Origin of the sequence: Ancylobacter terrae, from assembly GCF_045108345.1 — a bacterium.
Taxonomy (GTDB): domain Bacteria; phylum Pseudomonadota; class Alphaproteobacteria; order Rhizobiales; family Xanthobacteraceae; genus Ancylobacter.
This window is the reverse complement of the sequence record NZ_JBJGXH010000001.1, coordinates 2,574,008-2,590,434: the sequence shown is the minus strand read 5'-3', so window position 1 is coordinate 2,590,434 and position 16,427 is coordinate 2,574,008. Positions and strand designations below refer to the sequence as shown.

General features: G+C 69.7%; 13 protein-coding genes. 5 read left to right on the top strand and 8 right to left on the bottom strand.

The features are described 5' to 3' along the window. The first annotated feature begins 2 nt into the window (after positions 1 to 2). Both ACEUEL_RS12535 and ACEUEL_RS12530 read left to right on the top strand, forming a co-directional pair. Positions 3 to 989, top strand: a complete 987-nt coding sequence (locus ACEUEL_RS12535; RefSeq protein WP_405705541.1) for an ABC transporter substrate-binding protein — start codon at positions 3 to 5, stop codon at positions 987 to 989. Between the two features lie 54 nt (positions 990 to 1,043). Continuing rightward, on the top strand, positions 1,044 to 1,613 hold the full coding sequence (locus tag ACEUEL_RS12530) for an SRPBCC family protein (RefSeq protein WP_405705538.1): 570 nt from the start codon (positions 1,044 to 1,046) through the stop codon (positions 1,611 to 1,613). Between the two features lie 45 nt (positions 1,614 to 1,658). Here ACEUEL_RS12530 and ACEUEL_RS12525 read toward each other — a convergent pair whose 3' ends face one another. The 7 genes from ACEUEL_RS12525 to ACEUEL_RS12495 form a co-directional block, all read right to left on the bottom strand. Further along, a complete protein-coding gene (locus ACEUEL_RS12525; RefSeq protein ID WP_405705535.1) occupies positions 1,659 to 2,591 on the bottom strand; it encodes a LysR family transcriptional regulator in 933 nt (310 codons plus the stop codon). Positions 2,592 to 2,797: 206 nt separating this feature from the next. Further along, positions 2,798 to 4,558 (bottom strand): thiamine pyrophosphate-binding protein, encoded by a 1,761-nt coding sequence (locus ACEUEL_RS12520; RefSeq protein WP_405705532.1) that lies wholly within the window; start codon positions 4,556 to 4,558, stop codon positions 2,798 to 2,800. Continuing rightward, positions 4,555 to 5,379, bottom strand: coding sequence for an NAD(P)-dependent oxidoreductase (locus ACEUEL_RS12515; protein WP_405705529.1), 825 nt, complete (start codon positions 5,377 to 5,379; stop codon positions 4,555 to 4,557). The genes ACEUEL_RS12520 and ACEUEL_RS12515 overlap by 4 nt, the downstream gene beginning before the upstream one ends. Before the next feature lie 256 nt (positions 5,380 to 5,635). Continuing rightward, positions 5,636 to 6,193 carry a tripartite tricarboxylate transporter TctB family protein gene (locus ACEUEL_RS12510; protein ID WP_405705526.1) on the bottom strand — a complete coding sequence of 186 codons (558 nt, stop codon included), beginning with the start codon at positions 6,191 to 6,193 and terminating at the stop codon, positions 5,636 to 5,638. Continuing rightward, the gene (locus ACEUEL_RS12505; protein WP_405705523.1) at positions 6,190 to 7,698 is read right to left on the bottom strand and encodes a tripartite tricarboxylate transporter permease; all 1,509 of its coding nucleotides are present in this window, start codon (positions 7,696 to 7,698) and stop codon (positions 6,190 to 6,192) included. The genes ACEUEL_RS12510 and ACEUEL_RS12505 overlap by 4 nt, the downstream gene beginning before the upstream one ends. Before the next feature lie 87 nt (positions 7,699 to 7,785). Beyond that, positions 7,786 to 8,835, bottom strand: coding sequence for a Bug family tripartite tricarboxylate transporter substrate binding protein (locus ACEUEL_RS12500; RefSeq protein WP_405705521.1), 1,050 nt, complete (start codon positions 8,833 to 8,835; stop codon positions 7,786 to 7,788). Positions 8,836 to 8,917: 82 nt separating this feature from the next. Continuing rightward, positions 8,918 to 9,958, bottom strand: a complete 1,041-nt coding sequence (locus ACEUEL_RS12495; protein ID WP_405705518.1) for a Bug family tripartite tricarboxylate transporter substrate binding protein — start codon at positions 9,956 to 9,958, stop codon at positions 8,918 to 8,920. A gap of 746 nt (positions 9,959 to 10,704) precedes the next feature. Here ACEUEL_RS12495 and ilvD point away from each other — a divergent pair. The 3 genes from ilvD (at position 10,705) to ACEUEL_RS12480 (ending at position 15,807) form a co-directional block, all read left to right on the top strand. Next, complete coding sequence (gene ilvD / locus ACEUEL_RS12490; protein ID WP_405705515.1) at positions 10,705 to 12,537, top strand: dihydroxy-acid dehydratase; 1,833 nt, start codon at positions 10,705 to 10,707, stop codon at positions 12,535 to 12,537. 252 nt (positions 12,538 to 12,789) lie between these two features. Then, the gene (locus ACEUEL_RS12485) at positions 12,790 to 14,199 is read left to right on the top strand and encodes a hypothetical protein (RefSeq protein ID WP_405705513.1); all 1,410 of its coding nucleotides are present in this window, start codon (positions 12,790 to 12,792) and stop codon (positions 14,197 to 14,199) included. Positions 14,200 to 14,331: 132 nt separating this feature from the next. After that, positions 14,332 to 15,807, top strand: a complete 1,476-nt coding sequence (locus ACEUEL_RS12480; protein WP_405705510.1) for an MFS transporter — start codon at positions 14,332 to 14,334, stop codon at positions 15,805 to 15,807. Between the two features lie 7 nt (positions 15,808 to 15,814). Here ACEUEL_RS12480 and ACEUEL_RS12475 read toward each other — a convergent pair whose 3' ends face one another. Further along, positions 15,815 to 16,426, bottom strand: coding sequence for a DsbA family protein (locus tag ACEUEL_RS12475; RefSeq protein ID WP_405705508.1), 612 nt, complete (start codon positions 16,424 to 16,426; stop codon positions 15,815 to 15,817). Between the last annotated feature and the right edge of the window lies 1 nt (position 16,427).

The following is a 16,427-nucleotide window of genomic DNA, read 5'->3' as shown; positions in this document are numbered from 1 at the left end:
CTATGCCCAGCAAACTCCAGCTGACCCTCGCCTGCGGCGATTACGAGATCATCCGGCCGTTGAAGGAGGGCGTGGTCCGCCCCGACGGCATCGAGCTGAACATCCTCACCGGCGCCGATTCGGCGACGCGGCACTGGCGCTTCCTGCGCAACAACGAATACGACATCGCCGAATGCTCGGCCTCGTCCTACATCGCCGCGCGCGGGCGCGGCATGCCGTTCCGCGCGCTGCCCGTGTTCCCCCATCGCCGCTTCCGCCACGGCTTCATCTTCATCAACACCGGCAAGGGCATCACCAAGCCGACCGACCTCATCGGCAAGAAGGTGGGCGTGAAGTTCTACCTCGTCACCGCCACGCTCTGGCTGCGCGGCATCCTGGAGCACGAATACGGCGTGCCGCACCAGTCCATCGACTGGTATGCCGAACTCGACGAGGACATCAGCTTCACCCCGCCGCCGGGCCTGAAGCTGACCCGGCTGCCCGACGACAAGTCGGTCGAGACGATGCTGGCCGAAGGCGAGCTCGACGCCGTGCTGCACCCGGACATCATCGACCCCATCCTGCGCAAGGACCCGCGCGTCGGCCGCCTCTTCCCCGACTGCAAGGCGGAGGAGGAGGCCTATTTCGAGCGCACGGGCATCTTCCCGATCATGCATGTGCTGGGGCTGAAGCAGGAACTGGTCGAGACCCATCCCTGGGTGGTGCCGAACCTCTACCAGGCCTTCGACGAGGCCAAGAACATCGCCATGAAGCGCATGCGCAATCCGCGCCTCGTCCCGCTCGCCTGGTATCAGGAGGCATGGGAGGAGCAGGAGCGCCTGCTCGGCCCCGACCCCTGGGAATACGGGCTGAGCGAGGCCAACAGCCGGAATTTCGAGACGCTGGTGGGCTATTCGCACGAGCAGGGGCTGATCGACCGGCGCATCCCGCTCGACGAGCTGTTCCTGCCGGTCTCGCAGGGCCGCAAGCGCGGCAAGTTCCGCACCTGACATCGGCCGCCGCGCGCCGCGCGCGCGTTCCGTCGCGACGAGAGAGGATGGATCGTGGAGATCAAGAACAGCTTCGAAATCCCGCTGCCGCCGGACCGGGCCTGGGAGGTGCTCACCGACATCCCGCGCATCGCGCCCTGCATGCCGGGCGCCCAGCTGATCGGGCAGACCGCCGATGGCGGCTATGAGGGGCAGGTGGCGGTCAAGCTCGGCCCGGTGGCGTTGTCCTTCAAGGGCGTCGCGCATTTCATCGAGCGCGACGCGGCGGCGCGGCGGGCGCAGATGAAAGGGCAGGGCAGCGACCAGAAGGGGCGCGGCGGCGCCAGCGGCCTCGTCACCATCCAGCTGAGCCCCAGCGGTACCGGCACCCGCGCCGACATCACCACCGAGGTCGCGCTGTCCGGCCCGGTGGCGCAGTACGGGCGGGGCTCCGGCGTCATCCAGGGCGTGGCGACGCACCTCTGCAACCAGTTCGCCGACAATCTGCGCGCGCTCGTCGCCGCCCCCGCGGGCTCATCCGCCGGACCGGCGCCGGCGCCGGCGGCGGGGAAGCCCATCAGCGGCTTCTCGCTCATCTTCGGCGCGCTCTGGCAGAGCCTGCGCCGGCTCTGGTCGCGCGGCTGAGGCCGCGCGGACGCCTCGCAGCGGCGGGCCTTACAGCGGCTGGCCTTACAGTGCCTTGGCGCCGTGCATGTCGTCGGCGGACTTGATGGTTGCCAGCAGGATCTCGATGATCCGCTGCGTGCTCGGCGAATGCGAGCGCAGATGGCGGGTGATCAGGCAGATCTCGCGCGTCACCACCGGGTCCGACAGCTCGCGGAACTCGAACTCGGTCAGCGGGCTGGTGCGGGCCGCGAGCGAGGGCAGCACCGAGATCTTGCCGCCCAGATGCAGCAGCGCGTAGAGCGAGGTCGTGCTGGAGGCATGGTCGTGGCTCTCGGAGCGCTCGTTGAGGCCGAGCTCGCGATGCCGCGCGATGATGGCGCCGATGCCGGTATCCTCGGTGAGGCCGACATAGTCGAACGCCTTGAGGTCTTCCCAGGTCACCTTGCCCTTGCGCGTCGCCAGCGGGTGATCGGAGGGGAAGACCACGCCGAACGGGTCCGACAGCACCGGCACGTAATCGAGGTCGGAGAAGTTGTTGAGGCGGCTCGACAGGCCGAAATCCATCTCGCCGTCGAGGACCGAGCGCTCGATCTTGTCGGAGCCCTGATCGTAGACGGATATGGTGATATCCGGGTAGAGCCGCCGGAACGCCTTGAGCGTCGGCGCCAGGATATGCGCCATCATCGAGGGCGCCACGGCGATCTTGATATGGCCGCGCTGGCTCTTGGAGATGGCCTGCAAATCGGAGATGGCGTTGTCGAAGTCGCGCAGCACGCGCTCGGCGACCACCTTGAACCACACCGCGTCCTTGGTCAGTTCCACCCGCCGCGTCGTGCGGTCGAACAGCTTCAGGCCGGCCGCCTCCTCCAATTGCTTGATGGTGGCGGTGAGGGACGACTGCGTCTGGAACAGGCGGTTGGCCGCCAGCGTGAAGGATCCCGTCTCGGCGACGGCGACGAAACACCGCAAATGCCGGAGCTTGATGGCCGCGCCCATGTCTCGAGCTGTTTCCCCTGTTCAGCCTTCGGCCGATCTCCCACGGCAAACTAGAGCATTTTCGGGCGACGTGGGTATCGGTTCGCGCGCGGAAAATGCGTTGGAACAAAGAGCTGGGGGCTTTCCGGCACATCGGCGGTCGCCGCAAAGCCGCCAGCCCGACGTCGGCACGGCGGGAGCGCCAAGGACGCTCCCGCCGCGATGGCCTATTCGTGCTGGGTGATGACGTCCACCAGCGCCGGCTGGCCGGTTTCGAGCACGATCCGCGCCGCGCGGCGCACCGCCGCCTGCACCTGCGCGGGATCGTCGATCGGACCCTCCGCCCACCAGCCCTGCGCCCGGGCGATGGTGGCGAAATCGGGGGCGGGGCCGTCGATCTCCATGCCGATATAGGCGTTCTCCACCGGCCGGCCGCGCTGGTGGGCCATGTGCTCCTGATGCGCCCAGTCATTGTAGTAGGCGCGGTTGTTCACCATCACCACCAGCATCGGGATCTTGTAATAGGCCGCGACCCACAGCGTGCCGAGGTCGAACATCAGGTCGCCGTCGGGCTGGAGGTCCACCACGAGCCGGCCGCTTCCCTTGTGCGCCAGCGCTACGCCGAGCGAGAGGCCGATCTGGGTCGCGGTGCCGAGGCTGTCGCCGGGGTGGCGATAGTGCCGGTCGAAGTCCCACAGCTTGCGGGCCCAGCCGCGCGAGGTGCCGGCGGTGAGCACCCAGTCGTGCTCCTTCACCGCCTCCCACACCTCGCGGGCGAGCCGGGCGGTGGAGAGCGGGGTCTCGTCGGCGACCTTGTCGGCCTGCGCCTGCCACGCCGCCCAGCGCGCGTCGTGCTTCGCGGCGAGGCCTTCGCGCCGCGCCGCGCGGCGGGATTCCGCATCGGCGGTCGAGGCCGCCTTCAAGTCGCGGCACAGCGCCACCAGCGCCGGCAGCGCCGAGACCGTGTCGGCCGCGATGTCGAGCTCCAGCGGCAGCAGGCGCCCGAAATCATGCGACCAGCCGCGGATGCCGGCATAGCTGAAGCCGAGCGACATCGACCGCGCGCCCTCCGCTATGTGCGAGGTGACGATGCGCGTCGCCGCGTCGACCGAGGTGACCGAGGCCTCGCCGTCCTTGCAGTCGAGGAACAGCACGAGGTCGGCGTCCTTCACCACATCCGTGCCGGTGAGGTTCAGCGGATGCCGGTTCGGCAGGTTGAGGCGCGCGCCGGTATCGATGACGCCGGCCGCCACCAGTTCCGCGAGTTCGGGGATCAGGTCGAAGGCACGCGGGTCGCGGCCCGCGAAGCCCGCGACGATGACCGGGCGCTCGGCCGCCATCAGCGCCTCGGCGAGCTTTCCCAGCGCCGCCGGGTCGGCGCCCTGCGGCACGGCGGGGGCGAACCGCGCCGGGTCCGGTGCCTCGATCGGCTCCAGCAGCGGCTGCTCCTGGAGATCGGCGTCGAGCGAGATGTAGACCGGCCCCGCGGGCCCGGCCTGCGCCACGTTCCAGCCGCGGATCAGCGATTCCGGCGTCGCCGCCACCGAGCGCGGCTCGTCGTCCCACTTCACATAGTCGCGCACGGCGTTGCCCTGCACGTTGGCGCTGTGGAACCAGTCGATGCCGGGCCGGCGCCGCGCCGTGTCGGCGGGGCCGGAGCCGCCGAGCACCAGCATCGGCACCCGGTCGTGGAAGGCGTAGTAGATGCCCATGGTCGCCTGCAGCAGGCCCACGAGGTCGTGCAGCGCCACCGCCATCGGCCGCCCGGTGACCTTGGCGTAGCCATGGGCGACGCCGATCGCCGTCTTCTCGTGCTGGCAGCAGATCAGTTCCGGTCCGCCCTCCTGCCAGTTCACCAGCGAATCGTGCAGGCCACGGAAGGAGGCGCCGGGGTTGAGGCTGATATAGGGAATGCCGAAGGAGCGCAGCACCTCGACCATCAGGTCGGAGCCATAGCGCCCGCCGGCGTCTGACGGTGTCCCGCTCATCGGATGAGGTCCTCCGAGATGCCGGCGGCGCGCATGATCGGCTTGACCTGCTCGCGCAGCAGGCCGGCGATCGGCAGGGTGAGGCGCGCCTGGTCGCCCATTTCGAGCACGATCTGCATGTCCTTGTGCGCCCAGGGGATGCGGTTCATGTCCTTCCAGTGCTCCAGCGGCCAGTTGGTGCCGCTCGAGCGCAGCAGCGCCGGAATGAGCTTCTCCTTCGGCACGCCGTGGCTTTCGGCGATGGCGAGCGCCTCGTGGTCGGCCACCAGTGCCGCCCAGAGCAGCATGTTGTTCATCGCCTTGCCGACCATGCCGGCGCCCACCGCGCCGAGATGGAACACCTCCCGGCCGCAGGGCTCCATCGCCGGGCGCACCGCTTCCACATCGGCCGCATCGCCGCCGACCAGCCACACCAGATAGGCCTCCAGCGCGCCGCGCTCGCCCTGGCAGACCGGGGCGTCGACGAAGCGCACGCCGTGCTCCGCGCAGCGGGCCGCGAGCTGCTTGGCCTGCAGCGGCGTGATGGTGCTCGCCACCACGACGATGGCGCCCTCGGCCGCCTCGTCGAGAATGCCGGCGGTGCCGCAGATCGCCGCCTCGACCTCGTCGTAGAAGCCCGGCATCACGAAGATGATGTCGGCGTTCCGGGCGACCTCGGCGGCGGAAGCGGCCGGCCGGCCGCCGAGCGCCACCACCGCCTCGACGGCGGCGGGAACGGGGTCGTAGACGGTGAGTTGGAAGCCGGCCTTGAGGATATGGCCGCTCATCGGACGGCCCATGCGGCCGGCGCCGATGAAGCCGATGCGGGGTTGGTCGGTCATGTCGTTCTCCGATTGACGAAAATGGTCGGCGGCGGCGCCCGCGTTCAGAATAGAACCCGTGCGCGCGTCAGATTGTGCTGGTGTACGAATGACAAAACGAAAGGCGGAGACAACGACTGTCGAGTAAATCGAGCGGCAACTGGTCGGGTCGGCAGTAGGGATCAGAGCAATGCGGCCGCCGTTTCCTCCGGGAGTGCGGCGGCTGGGGGTGGGAGGCACGGAAAGGTGCCGGAGCGGCGGGAGGCCGCGCCGGGAATTACTCGCCGAACAGGATGCCCTGCGGCAGCGGCAGGTGCAGGAACATGACGAACAGCAGGTACATCACGCCCGCCGTGCCGAGCACGTAGAGCAGGCAGGTGCGCCACGATGCCTTGGCGACGACGCGCAGGTAGAGCACGGTGAACACCGGCAGCGTGGCGAGGATGCCGATCAGGTGCATGGCGGCGAAGAACAGGCCGACCCAGCCAAGGCACGCCGCCCAGGAGCGGCCGTCGGCATGGGTGAACACCTTGTGGAACTCGTCCTCGTTCCCCTGTTCCTCGTCGCCCTCGACCAGCGCCACCTCGCCATTGGCGGCGTAGCGCTCCTTCTCGGGCGCGGGCGGGCGCGTGCGTGCCTGCCAGACCAGCAATCCGAGCTGCACGAGGCACATGACCATGCCGGTGATGGCCAGAAGCTGCGGAAAGAAGGCGGTGTGCGGCGGCCAGTTCAGGCTGAGCCCATAGGCGCCGCCCATCATCGCCAGGAAGGCGAGGGTGATGACCCAGTCGCCATAGGGCACGCTGCGTGCCGCCGATCCCCGAGCTGTCGTCATGAGCGCACCTCCTTGAGATCGCCGCTCCGGCGCAGCCGGGCCTGTTTGCGGACGTCCCAGAAAATCTTGAAGACGATGGCCGCCACCGCGGCGAACAGCAGGATCACCAGCGGCCGCTGGATCCAGCTCCAGCCGTAGAGGGCGTTGGACAGGAACAGGTAGCGCTCGCACAGATCGCCGAGCACCACGCCGAGCAGCAGCGGCGCGCGCGGCCAGTTCCATCGGAGGCAGGCGACGCCGACGGCGGCCGCGACCAGCATCACCCAGACGTCGACCAGGCTGTTGTTCTCGGCATAGGCGCCGAGCACCAGCAGGATCAGCAGCCCCGGCACCAGGATCGGGCCCTCGGTGAAGGTGAGCCGCGCCAGCGGCTTCAGCAGCGGCAGCGAGATCAGCACCACCAGCACGTTGGCGATGATCATGATCCACACCATCGCGAAGGTGACGTCGAGATGGGTGGTGAGCATCTCCGGCCCGGGATTGAGGCCCGAGATGAGGAAGGCGTTGAGCAGGATCGCCGTGCCGACGCCGCCCGGCAGGCCGATGGCGATCATCGGGATCAGCGAGCCGCCGTCCTTGGCGTTGTTGTTGCCGCCGGCGGCGAGCAGGCCCTCGATGCTGCCCTTGCCGAATTCCTCGGGATGCTTGGAGGTCTGCTTGGCGTGGCCATAGGCGATGAACTGGGCGACCGAGCCGCCCACCCCCGGCACCACGCCGATGCCCGAGCCGATGATGCCGGCCACCGCCACCGTCTTCCAGTGGCGGAACGTGTCGAGCACGCCCTCCCAGACGCCGACGATCTTCCGGCTCGCGGCGTTGCCGGCGATGCTGTCCTTGCTCAGCATGAGCTGCAGGATCTCGGGGCCGCCGAACAGGCCGATCACGATCGGCACGATGCCGATGCCTTCCCACAGCTCGAGCTGGCCGAACACATAGCGCGGCACGCCCGCCTGCGGGTCGATGCCGACCAGGGCGATGAGCAGGCCGAAGCAGCCCATGATCATCCCCTTCAGCATCTGCCCGCGCGACAGCGAGGCGATGAAGATGAGGCCGACGACCGTGAGCATGAAGAATTCCGGCGGGCCGAAGGCCAGCACGATCGGCCGGATGATCGGGATCGAGACGGCGAGCACGGCCGCGCCGATGACAGCGCCGACCAGCGAGCTCATCAGCACCGCCCCCAGCGCCCGGCCGGCCTGGCCCTTGCGGGCCATCGGATGGCCGTCGAGCACCGTGGCCGCCGACGTCGCCTCGCCCGGTATGCCGAACAGCACGGCGGTGATGTCGCCCGTGGTCGAGGTCACCACGCGCATGCCGAGCAGGAAGGAGAACACCTCGATCGGCTGCATGCCGAAGGTGAAGGGAAGCATCAGCGCCAGCGCGACCGGGCCGCCGATGCCCGGCAGCACGCCGACGACGAAGCCGATGAAGATGCCGATCATCATCAGCATCATCGAATTCGGGCTGAGCACCTGGATCAGGCCGGACAGCGCGGCTTCGAGCATGAGGGGCGTCCTATTCGTCGCTGAAAGGGCTGATCCGGCCGCCATCGGGGGGCGGTCGGGAGGGGCGTTGCCGGGGAGAGGCCTGCGCTACTGCGCGAAGGACTCGCGCAGCAGGTCGAGATAGTCCTTCGGGGCGCCGTCGGTGGCGTTCCGCACGAGATCGGCGACCTTCTGGCCCGACAGGGGTTCCACCGGCCGGTTCAGCTGGCGCGCTTCGGCCAGGAAGCCGGCGCCGGCGGTGGTGCGATCGAAGGCATCGCGCAGGCATTGCAGCCGTTCCGCCGGCACGCCGGGAGGCGCCGCCAGCGCGCGGCCGGCGCCGATGACCGAGGCATGCACCTCGATCAGCGGCCGGAAACGGGCGTCGACGATGTCGGACAGCGGCGCCAGCGGGCGGGCGCCGGCGAGAGGTTCGGTGCCGAAGACCCACAGCGTGCGGGCGGTGCCGGCCCGGGTCGCGGCATCGGCGGCGCTGAGCGAGGAGGCGAACAGGTCGAGTTCGCCACGCCCCAGCGAGGCGTAGACCTCCGGCGCGCCGCTGAAGCCGGTGACCACGTCGGCATCGGCCTCGACGAAGCGCTGCAGCAGGCGGGAGCTGATATATTGCGGCGAGCCGAGCCCGGTCGAGCCGATGCGCACCTTGCGCTGCGCGCCGATCGCCTTGATGTCGGCGAGGCTGCCGATCGTGCTGTCCGGCCCGGTGGCGATCACGTCGGGCTCGCCGGTGATGCGGCCGATCCAGGAGAAGTCGTTGGTCTTGAACGCGACGCCGGCGGCGCCGCCATACTCGGCCGCGACCATGCCGCTGACCGCGATCATCTGGATGCGCAGGCCGTCCGGCTTGGCGGTCCAGGTGTGGTTGGTGGCGAGCAGCCCGCCGGCACCGGGCTGGTTGCGGACGATCATGGTCGCCGCGCCGAGTTCCGGCCCCATGAACTTGGCGACCATGCGCCCATAGACGTCGAAGCCGCCGCCGGGCGCGAAGGGAATGACCAGTTCCACCGTCTTGCCGTGGAAGAAGTCGCATTCGGCCGCCGCCCGGGCCGGGGCCGCCAGCGTCAGCGGCGCGAGGAGCGACAGTGCCAGCGCGAGGCGCCGGCCGGGCGGTGCCGTGTGTCGGGAGAGGGTACGGCTCATGGCTGCGCTCCGCGTGGTCGTGGCGTTGGCCGGCGGCGCAGATCGCCCCGCCGGCCATGATGACGCGTTCCGGATCGGGGCCCTATTTCCCGTACGACTTGTGCAGGATCTCCAGGTACTCCTTGGGCGCGTCGTTGGTCACGCCGCGCACCAGGTCGGTGATCTGCTGGCCGTTCAGCGGGGCGACCGGGCGGTTGATCTTCTTGGATTCCTCGAGCAGGGCCGGGCTCGCCAGGGCGCGGTCGAAGGCGTCCCGCAGGCACTTCAGCCGGTCGGCCGGCAGGTTGGGCGGCCCCGCCACGGCCCGGCCCGCCGCGACGACGGCGGCCTGCGCCTTGATCAGCGGAATGAACTTCGCGTCCACGATCTCCGACAGCGGCTTGATCTGCGGCTTGCCGGGCACCGGCTCGGTGTCGAACGTCCAGAGGATGCGGGCGGTCGCGGCCTTTTCGGCAGCCTCGCCGGCGCTGAGCGAGGAGGAGAAGAAGTCGACCTCGTTGCGGCCGAGCGAGGCATAGACCTCCGGCGCGCCGCTGAAGCCGGTGACCACGTCGGTCTCGACGCCCAGCATCTTCGCCAGCAGGCCGGCCTCGATATAGTCGATGTCGCCGATGCCCGAGGAGCCGATGCGGATCTTGCGCTCGCCGGCGATCTTCTTCACGTCGGCGATGGTGTTGATCGGGCTCGCGGGGGAGGTGGCGATCACGTCCGGCTCGCCGGAGATGCGGCCGATCCAGGAGAAGTCGCCGCTCTTGAAGTTGACGCCGTCGGCGCCGCCGAGCTCGCCGGTGATCATGCCGCTGACCGACATCAGCTGGATCTTGAGCCCGTCGGGCTTCGACTTGGCGGTCTGGTTGGTGGCGAGCAGGCCGCCCGCGCCCGGCTGGTTGCGAACGATCATGTTCGCGGCGCCGAGTTCGGGGCCCATGTACTTGGCGACGAGGCGCCCATAGGTGTCGAAGCCGCCGCCGGCCGAGAACGGCACGATCATCTCGACGGTCTTGCCCTTGTAGAAGTCGCAGTTCTCCGCCCGGGCGGCGCCGGAGGCGAGGGCCGAGACGGCGAGGGGTAGGAGGACGGGGAGGGCCAGCTTGGTGAGCCCGCGCCCCGGCCGGCGTGCCATCTTTTTCCGGACTGAATCTGACTTGCCCAATTTCGTCTCCCGCTCATTGGCTCCTGGAAGGTCCTGCTGCCGTTCCGCCCGCCAACCGGGCGGCGTGAGCGCCCGGGCGGCATCAGGAAGGCAGCGGTCGCACGACGTGGCACGGGAGATTTATTGCGCTATACTTCAAACAACCAGACGATGTGCGGCGAGGAACTGCAGATCGTCGATTTTTCAAGCGATAGTCACTATCCCCTCATTATGGGTCTGCACATCGTGCGTGTGCCTTGAGACGCATTATTGCCCGGCTTTCCTGTGGCGCAAATTTATAATTGTTCTGGCTTATTCGTTTTTAATTATATATGGCGGGGGAAACTGGCGGTGGTAGGCGGCGAAGCCGTGGCGATGCCGCCGACAGGCCGGGGGCGTCCCGCGGAGACTTGCCTTTTTACATGGCACTTTCCGCCGGAGGGCCGGTCAGTTCGCCGGAACTTTGGGCGATCATTATTATGTATGCCAATATTCTTGCCAGCGACGCCGCCGCGCCCGTCGCGCCGGACACGTCGCGGCGGGCTCCGCCCCGCCGGCCGCCGGGGCCTCCCGCCTGATGCGGTTTTTCCGCGCCGCGGCCTTCCCGCCACGATCCCCGGCGCCGAGGCAGGCCGGCGGGCGCCACGCCGAGCCCTCTTGCCGCACCGCACCACGCAAAAATGTTGCGCGCGCGGCGTTGCTGCGCCAAGAACGCCCCGACCCCGGAGGCCTTTCCCATGCCCGCTTATCGCTCCCGCACCACCACCCATGGCCGCAACATGGCCGGCGCCCGCGGCCTGTGGCGCGCCACCGGCATGAAGGACAGCGATTTCGGCAAGCCGATCATCGCCGTCGTCAATTCCTTCACCCAGTTCGTGCCCGGCCATGTCCACCTGAAAGACCTCGGCCAGATGGTGGCGCGCGAGATCGAGCGGGCCGGCGGCGTCGCCAAGGAATTCAACACCATCGCGGTCGATGACGGCATCGCCATGGGCCATGACGGCATGCTCTATTCGCTGCCGAGCCGCGAGCTGATCGCCGACAGCGTCGAATACATGGTCAACGCGCACTGCGCCGACGCCATGGTCTGCATCTCCAATTGCGACAAGATCACCCCCGGCATGCTGATGGCGTCGCTGCGCCTCAACATCCCCACCGTCTTCGTCTCGGGCGGGCCGATGGAGGCCGGCAAGGTCATGCTCGGCGGCAAGGAGAAGGCGCTCGACCTCGTCGACGCCATGATCGCCGCCGCCGACGACCGCGTCTCCGACGAGGACGTGAAGGCGATCGAGCGCTCGGCCTGCCCGACCTGCGGCTCCTGCTCGGGTATGTTCACCGCCAATTCGATGAACTGCCTCACCGAGGCGCTCGGCCTGTCGCTGCCCGGCAACGGCTCGACGCTGGCGACCCATGCCGACCGCAAGCGCCTGTTCATCGAGGCCGGCCACATGATCGTCGACCTCGCCCGCCGCTATTACGAGCAGGACGACGCCGGCGTGCTGCCGCGCAACATCGCGACCTTCAAGGCGTTCGAGAACGCGATGACGCTCGACATCGCCATGGGCGGCTCCACCAACACGGTGCTGCATCTGCTGGCCGCCGCCCATGAGGGCGAGGTCGACTTCACCATGGCCGACATCGACCGGCTCTCCCGCCGCGTGCCGGTGCTGTGCAAGGTCGCCCCGGCGGTCGCCGACATCCACATGGAGGATGTCCACCACGCCGGCGGCATCATGGGCATCCTCGGCGAACTCGACCGCGCCGGGCTGATCGACACCTCGGTCGGCTCCGTCCACGCCGCCACCCTCGGCGCGGCGCTCGACCGCTGGGACGTGAAGCGCACGACGAGCGCGGCGGTGCACGACTTCTTCAAGGCGGCGCCCGGCGGCGTGCCGACGCAGGAGGCCTTCAGCCAGCAGCGCCGCTACGACGACGTCGACCTCGACCGCGCCAAGGGCGTCATCCGCGACGCCGCGCACGCCTATTCGAAGGATGGCGGCCTCGCCGTGCTCTACGGCAACCTCGCCGAGGACGGCTGCATCGTGAAGACGGCCGGCGTCGACGAGAGCATCCTGAAGTTCACCGGCACCGCCCGCGTGTTCGAGAGCCAGGACGCGGCGGTGTCCGGCATCCTCGGCAACACGGTGAAGCCGGGCCAGATCGTGCTGATCCGCTACGAGGGCCCGCGCGGCGGCCCGGGGATGCAGGAAATGCTCTACCCAACCAGCTACCTGAAGTCGAAGGGCCTCGGCAAGGACTGCGCGCTGGTCACCGACGGGCGCTTCTCCGGCGGCTCCTCGGGGCTCTCCATCGGCCATGTCTCGCCGGAAGCGGCCGAGGGCGGCACCATCGGCCTCGTGCGCGAGGGCGACACCATCGAGATCGACATCCCCAACCGGCGCATCCACCTCGCCGTCGACGATGCGGAACTCGCCGCGCGGCGCGAGGCGCAGGAGGCGGCCGGCTGGCATCCCGCCGAGCCGCGCAAGCGCAACGTCACCACCGCGCTGCGCGCCTATGCGGCGATGGCGACCAGCGCCGCCAAGGGCGCCGTGCGCAAGGTGCCCTGAGCCGGCTCGTATCACCCGACGACCCCGGACGGCCCGCCTCGCGCGGGCCGTTTCGCGTTTGAGGATCGTGGCGGGGCGAATGCCGGCGCGGCCGAATAATTCCAAAATTTTCGTTAAAACAGCCGCAAATCCGCTGGTCTTCGCCGATGCCGGAGATAGCATGCCGCCGCCCCAGAGGGCGTTGCGCAGGCGCGTCGGTCGTTCGGCCACGCTTTCCGTCCCGCGCATCAATCCGGACAACGGGAGTGAACGATGAGGTTCCACGAACGCGGCCTGCGTCTCGTGTGTGTCGTTGCGGGCCTGCTGGCGCTCACCGGCGCGGCGCAGGCGCAGTACAAGCAGCAGAATGCCGGCCAGGTCGGCAATTTCGCCATTCTGAAGATCTCGGAGGATGGCGGCCGCTCGGTCGATCGCTGCGCGGCCAGCATGGGGCCGGGCAACAACATGCTGCGCTTCGCCTTCGGCACGCGCAACCGCACCCATTCGATGAGCATTCCCGGCGTGCCGGGCAGCGGCCTCGGGCTGATGACCATCACCCTCGACGGCCGCAACGTGTTCACCTTCCAGGCGGCCGGCGCCAACGACCAGCGCGCCTGGATCGGGCTGGACTACGGGATGGTCGACACCATCATGGCGGCGAAGAAGTCGATCGCGGTGAATTTCGCCGGACGCAACTTCAACTGGTCGCTGGCCGGCCAGAACATGGAGAACGTGTTCCAGGCGATCAGCAACTGCGTCAGCGGCACCTATGGCGCGGCGCCCGCCGCCTCGCCGCCGGTGGCGATGCAGGCGTCTCCCCCGCCGCCCGCCGCCGCGCGCCTCGCCTCACCGCCGCCGCCCGGCGCGATGCAGGCGTCGCCTCCGCCGGTGGCGATGCAGACCTCACCTCCGCCCGCCGCCGCCCGCCAGCCCTCGCCGCCGCCGGCCGGCGCTATGCAGCCCTCGCCGACACCCGCCGCCGCGCGCCAGCCCTCGCCGCCGCCTCCGGGCGCGATGCAACCGTCTCCGCCGGCCGCCATGCAGCCGTCTCCGCCGCCGGCCGGCGCTATGCAGCCCTCGCCGCCCCCGCTCGCCGCGCGCCAGCCCTCGCCGCCGCCTCCGGGCGCCCAGCAGCCGTCACCGCCGCCCGGCGCCATGCAGGCCTCGCCGCCCCCGGCGGCGAAGGTCGCCGCCGCGCCCGGGGCCGAGGATGTCGGCAACGGCGTCTTCCGCATCCCCTACACCAAGTCCGGCGCGTGGGAGGTGGTGCGCTTCGCCCGTGATCCCGGCGGCCGCCAGATCGCGAGCTGCTCGGCGTTCCGCCTCACCGGCAGCGAGCAGGGTTTCCACTTCGGCTACAGCAAGGCCAAAGCCGAGTTCACCTATGGCTTCATGGGCGAGGGCAGCGGCATGCGCCCCAGCCAGCCGGTGGTGCTGTGGTTCAATGACGACCGCGCCGATGCCGGCCCGCTCGACGCGACCCTTCTCGCCGATCCCGACGGCTCGGAGTGGCTGAGCTTCATCCTCTCCGCCGAGGCGCCCGGCGCCGATGACGCCTTCAAGAACCAGAAGAAGGTCAGCGTGGCCTATGCCATCGAGGGCAAACCGCACACCGAGAGCTTCCCGCTCGACGGCGTCAACGCGGTGCTGCGGATGCTGTTCGACTGCGGCAACGGCGCCTAGGATCGGCGTCATCCCCGCGCCGCACCCGCCCGGAGCCGTCGTCCGAACCCCCGCTGCGAAAGCCGGGCGCGCGCCGCGGCGAATGGGTCTAGTCTCCGCCCGGTTACCGTCACTCCCTGAAGAAGGCACTCGATGACGTCGCTTCTGAGCCGCCTGCTGGCCGAGCCGGCGCCCGCCGCCTTCCTCGAGCGCCAGTCCTGGCATCACTGGCTGGTGGTCGGCCTCGTCAGTATCGGCGCCTTTGTCGGCCAGCTCGACGCCACCATCGTGCAGCTCGCCCTGCCGACGCTGAGCCGCGCCTTCGACGCGCGCCTCCAGGAGGTGAGCTGGGTGGCGCTGGCCTATCTGCTGGCGTTTGCGTCCTTCCTGCCGGTGTTCGGCCGGCTGTGCGAGATCATGGGGCGCAAGACGCTCTATGTCCTCGGCTACGCCCTGTTCATCGCGGCGAGCGCGCTGTGCGCGCTCTCGACCAGCTTCGGGCAACTGCTCGCCTTCCGGGCGCTGCAGGGCATCGGCGGCGCGCTGCTCGGCGCCAACAGCATCGCCATCCTGCTCGCCACCGTGCCGCTCGCCTCGCGCGGGCGGGCGCTCGGCTTCCTCGCGGCGGCGCAGGCGGTGGGCATGAGTGCGGGCCCGGCGCTGGGCGGGCTCATCCTCGCGACGCTCGGCTGGCGCTGGATCTTCTGGGTCAGCGTGCCGTTCGGCGCCGTCGCCGTCATCCTCGGCTGGCTGGCGCTGCCGCGCACCGCCCCGGGCGGGACGGCGATGGCCTTCGACTGGCGCGGCGCCATCCTCATCGGCCCGGCGCTGATCCTCGTCGTCGGCACGCTGAACCACCTCTCGCAGTGGGGGCTCGTCTCGCCGCTGACGCTCGGCAGCCTCATAGCGGCGGCGGTGCTGTTCTGGCTGCTGGTGCGCCGCGAGACCTCGACCGCCTCGCCGCTGATCTCGCCGCGCCTGTTCGGCAGCCTCGGCTTCTGCTGCGGCGCCATCGGGGTCGGGCTCGCCTATGCGCTGCTCTACGGCACCTTCTTCCTGATGTCCTTCGCGCAGGAGCACGGCTTCGGCGAGAGCCCGGCGGAAGCCGGCTTCCGGCTCGCCATCATCCCCGCCGCGATCGGCCTCGTCGCCCCGTTCAGCCAGGATGTCGCCCGCCGGCTCGGGGCGGGGCGGGTCGGCATCGCCGGCATGGCGTGCTGCCTGTTGGGCGTCGGGCTGATGATCCTGGCGGTGGGCGATCCCGCCCATCACCGCGCCTTCGACACGGTGGCCTTCCTGCTCATCGGCACCGGGCTCGGCATCTTCATCGCGCCGAACAACACCGCGGCGATCGGCGCGCTGCCGCCCGAACTCTCCGGCCCCGCCGGCTCGCTGATCAACCTGATGCGCGCGCTCGGCACCAGCCTCGGCGTGGCGAGCGGGGCGACCATGCTGGCCTGGCGGCTCGATGTCGCCGGCGGCAGCGGCGCCGACTGGATGAGCGTCGGCGCGCAGGGGCTGCTCGACGCCGTGCGCGGCAGCTTCCCCGTGCTCGCCGTCCTCGCCATCGCCGCCGCGCTCGCCGCACGGGTCGCCGCCACCCATGTCCTGCCGCCGCGCACGGCGTGAGCGCCGGTCAGAGCAGCGGGTCGACGATGGCGGCGAACTGCTCGATCGTCATGAAGCCCTGATGCTTCTGCCCGTTGACGAAGAAGCTCGGCGTCGCCGAAACGCCCGCGACCGAGCCGTTGCGGGCGATGGTGATGATGTCCTCCTGCAGCTTCGGGTCGGCGAGGCAGGCCTCGAACTGCTGCGACGTCATGCCGGTGCCCAGGACGACGCCGCGCAGCCCCTCCAGCGGGTTGGGCGCGTGCGCCCACGCATCGTCGTTGCGGTAGAGCGTGTCGATCACCTCGTACCATTTGTCGCCCGAGCAGCGGGACAGCATGAAGCCGGCCATCGCCACCCGGTCCAGCGGGAACTCGCGCAGGATGAAGCGCACCTTGCCGGTGTCGACATAGCGCGCCTTCACCGCCGGCCACGTCTTCACATGGAAGTCGCGGCAGTGGTGGCAGGTCAGCGAGGCATATTCGATCACGGTGACCCGGGCGTCGGGCGAGCCGAACACCCGCTCCGGCAGCGGGCCGGGCTCGGCGAGGATCTTGTCCGCCATGCGCTGGGCGCCCGCGCGCTGCGGCAGCAGCGGCAGCGCGAGCGCGGCGAGGGCGAGAAGCGAGCGGCGATTCATG

What these genes read in the sequence shown, in the direction of transcription:
- ACEUEL_RS12495 (WP_405705518.1), bottom strand. Translation starts at nt 9,958, where the DNA reads ATGGCACGCCGGCCGGGGCGCGGGCTCACCAAGCTGGCCCTCCCCGTC.
- ACEUEL_RS12475 (WP_405705508.1), bottom strand. Translation starts at nt 16,426, where the DNA reads ATGAATCGCCGCTCGCTTCTCGCCCTCGCCGCGCTCGCGCTGCCGCTG.
- ACEUEL_RS12535 (WP_405705541.1), top strand. Translation starts at nt 3, where the DNA reads ATGCCCAGCAAACTCCAGCTGACCCTCGCCTGCGGCGATTACGAGATC.
- ACEUEL_RS12510 (WP_405705526.1), bottom strand. Translation starts at nt 6,193, where the DNA reads ATGACGACAGCTCGGGGATCGGCGGCACGCAGCGTGCCCTATGGCGAC.
- ACEUEL_RS12485 (WP_405705513.1), top strand. Translation starts at nt 12,790, where the DNA reads ATGAGGTTCCACGAACGCGGCCTGCGTCTCGTGTGTGTCGTTGCGGGC.
- ACEUEL_RS12480 (WP_405705510.1), top strand. Translation starts at nt 14,332, where the DNA reads ATGACGTCGCTTCTGAGCCGCCTGCTGGCCGAGCCGGCGCCCGCCGCC.
- ACEUEL_RS12500 (WP_405705521.1), bottom strand. Translation starts at nt 8,835, where the DNA reads ATGAGCCGTACCCTCTCCCGACACACGGCACCGCCCGGCCGGCGCCTC.
- ACEUEL_RS12525 (WP_405705535.1), bottom strand. Translation starts at nt 2,591, where the DNA reads ATGGGCGCGGCCATCAAGCTCCGGCATTTGCGGTGTTTCGTCGCCGTC.
- ilvD (WP_405705515.1), top strand. Translation starts at nt 10,705, where the DNA reads ATGCCCGCTTATCGCTCCCGCACCACCACCCATGGCCGCAACATGGCC.
- ACEUEL_RS12515 (WP_405705529.1), bottom strand. Translation starts at nt 5,379, where the DNA reads ATGACCGACCAACCCCGCATCGGCTTCATCGGCGCCGGCCGCATGGGC.
- ACEUEL_RS12505 (WP_405705523.1), bottom strand. Translation starts at nt 7,698, where the DNA reads ATGCTCGAAGCCGCGCTGTCCGGCCTGATCCAGGTGCTCAGCCCGAAT.
- ACEUEL_RS12520 (WP_405705532.1), bottom strand. Translation starts at nt 4,558, where the DNA reads ATGAGCGGGACACCGTCAGACGCCGGCGGGCGCTATGGCTCCGACCTG.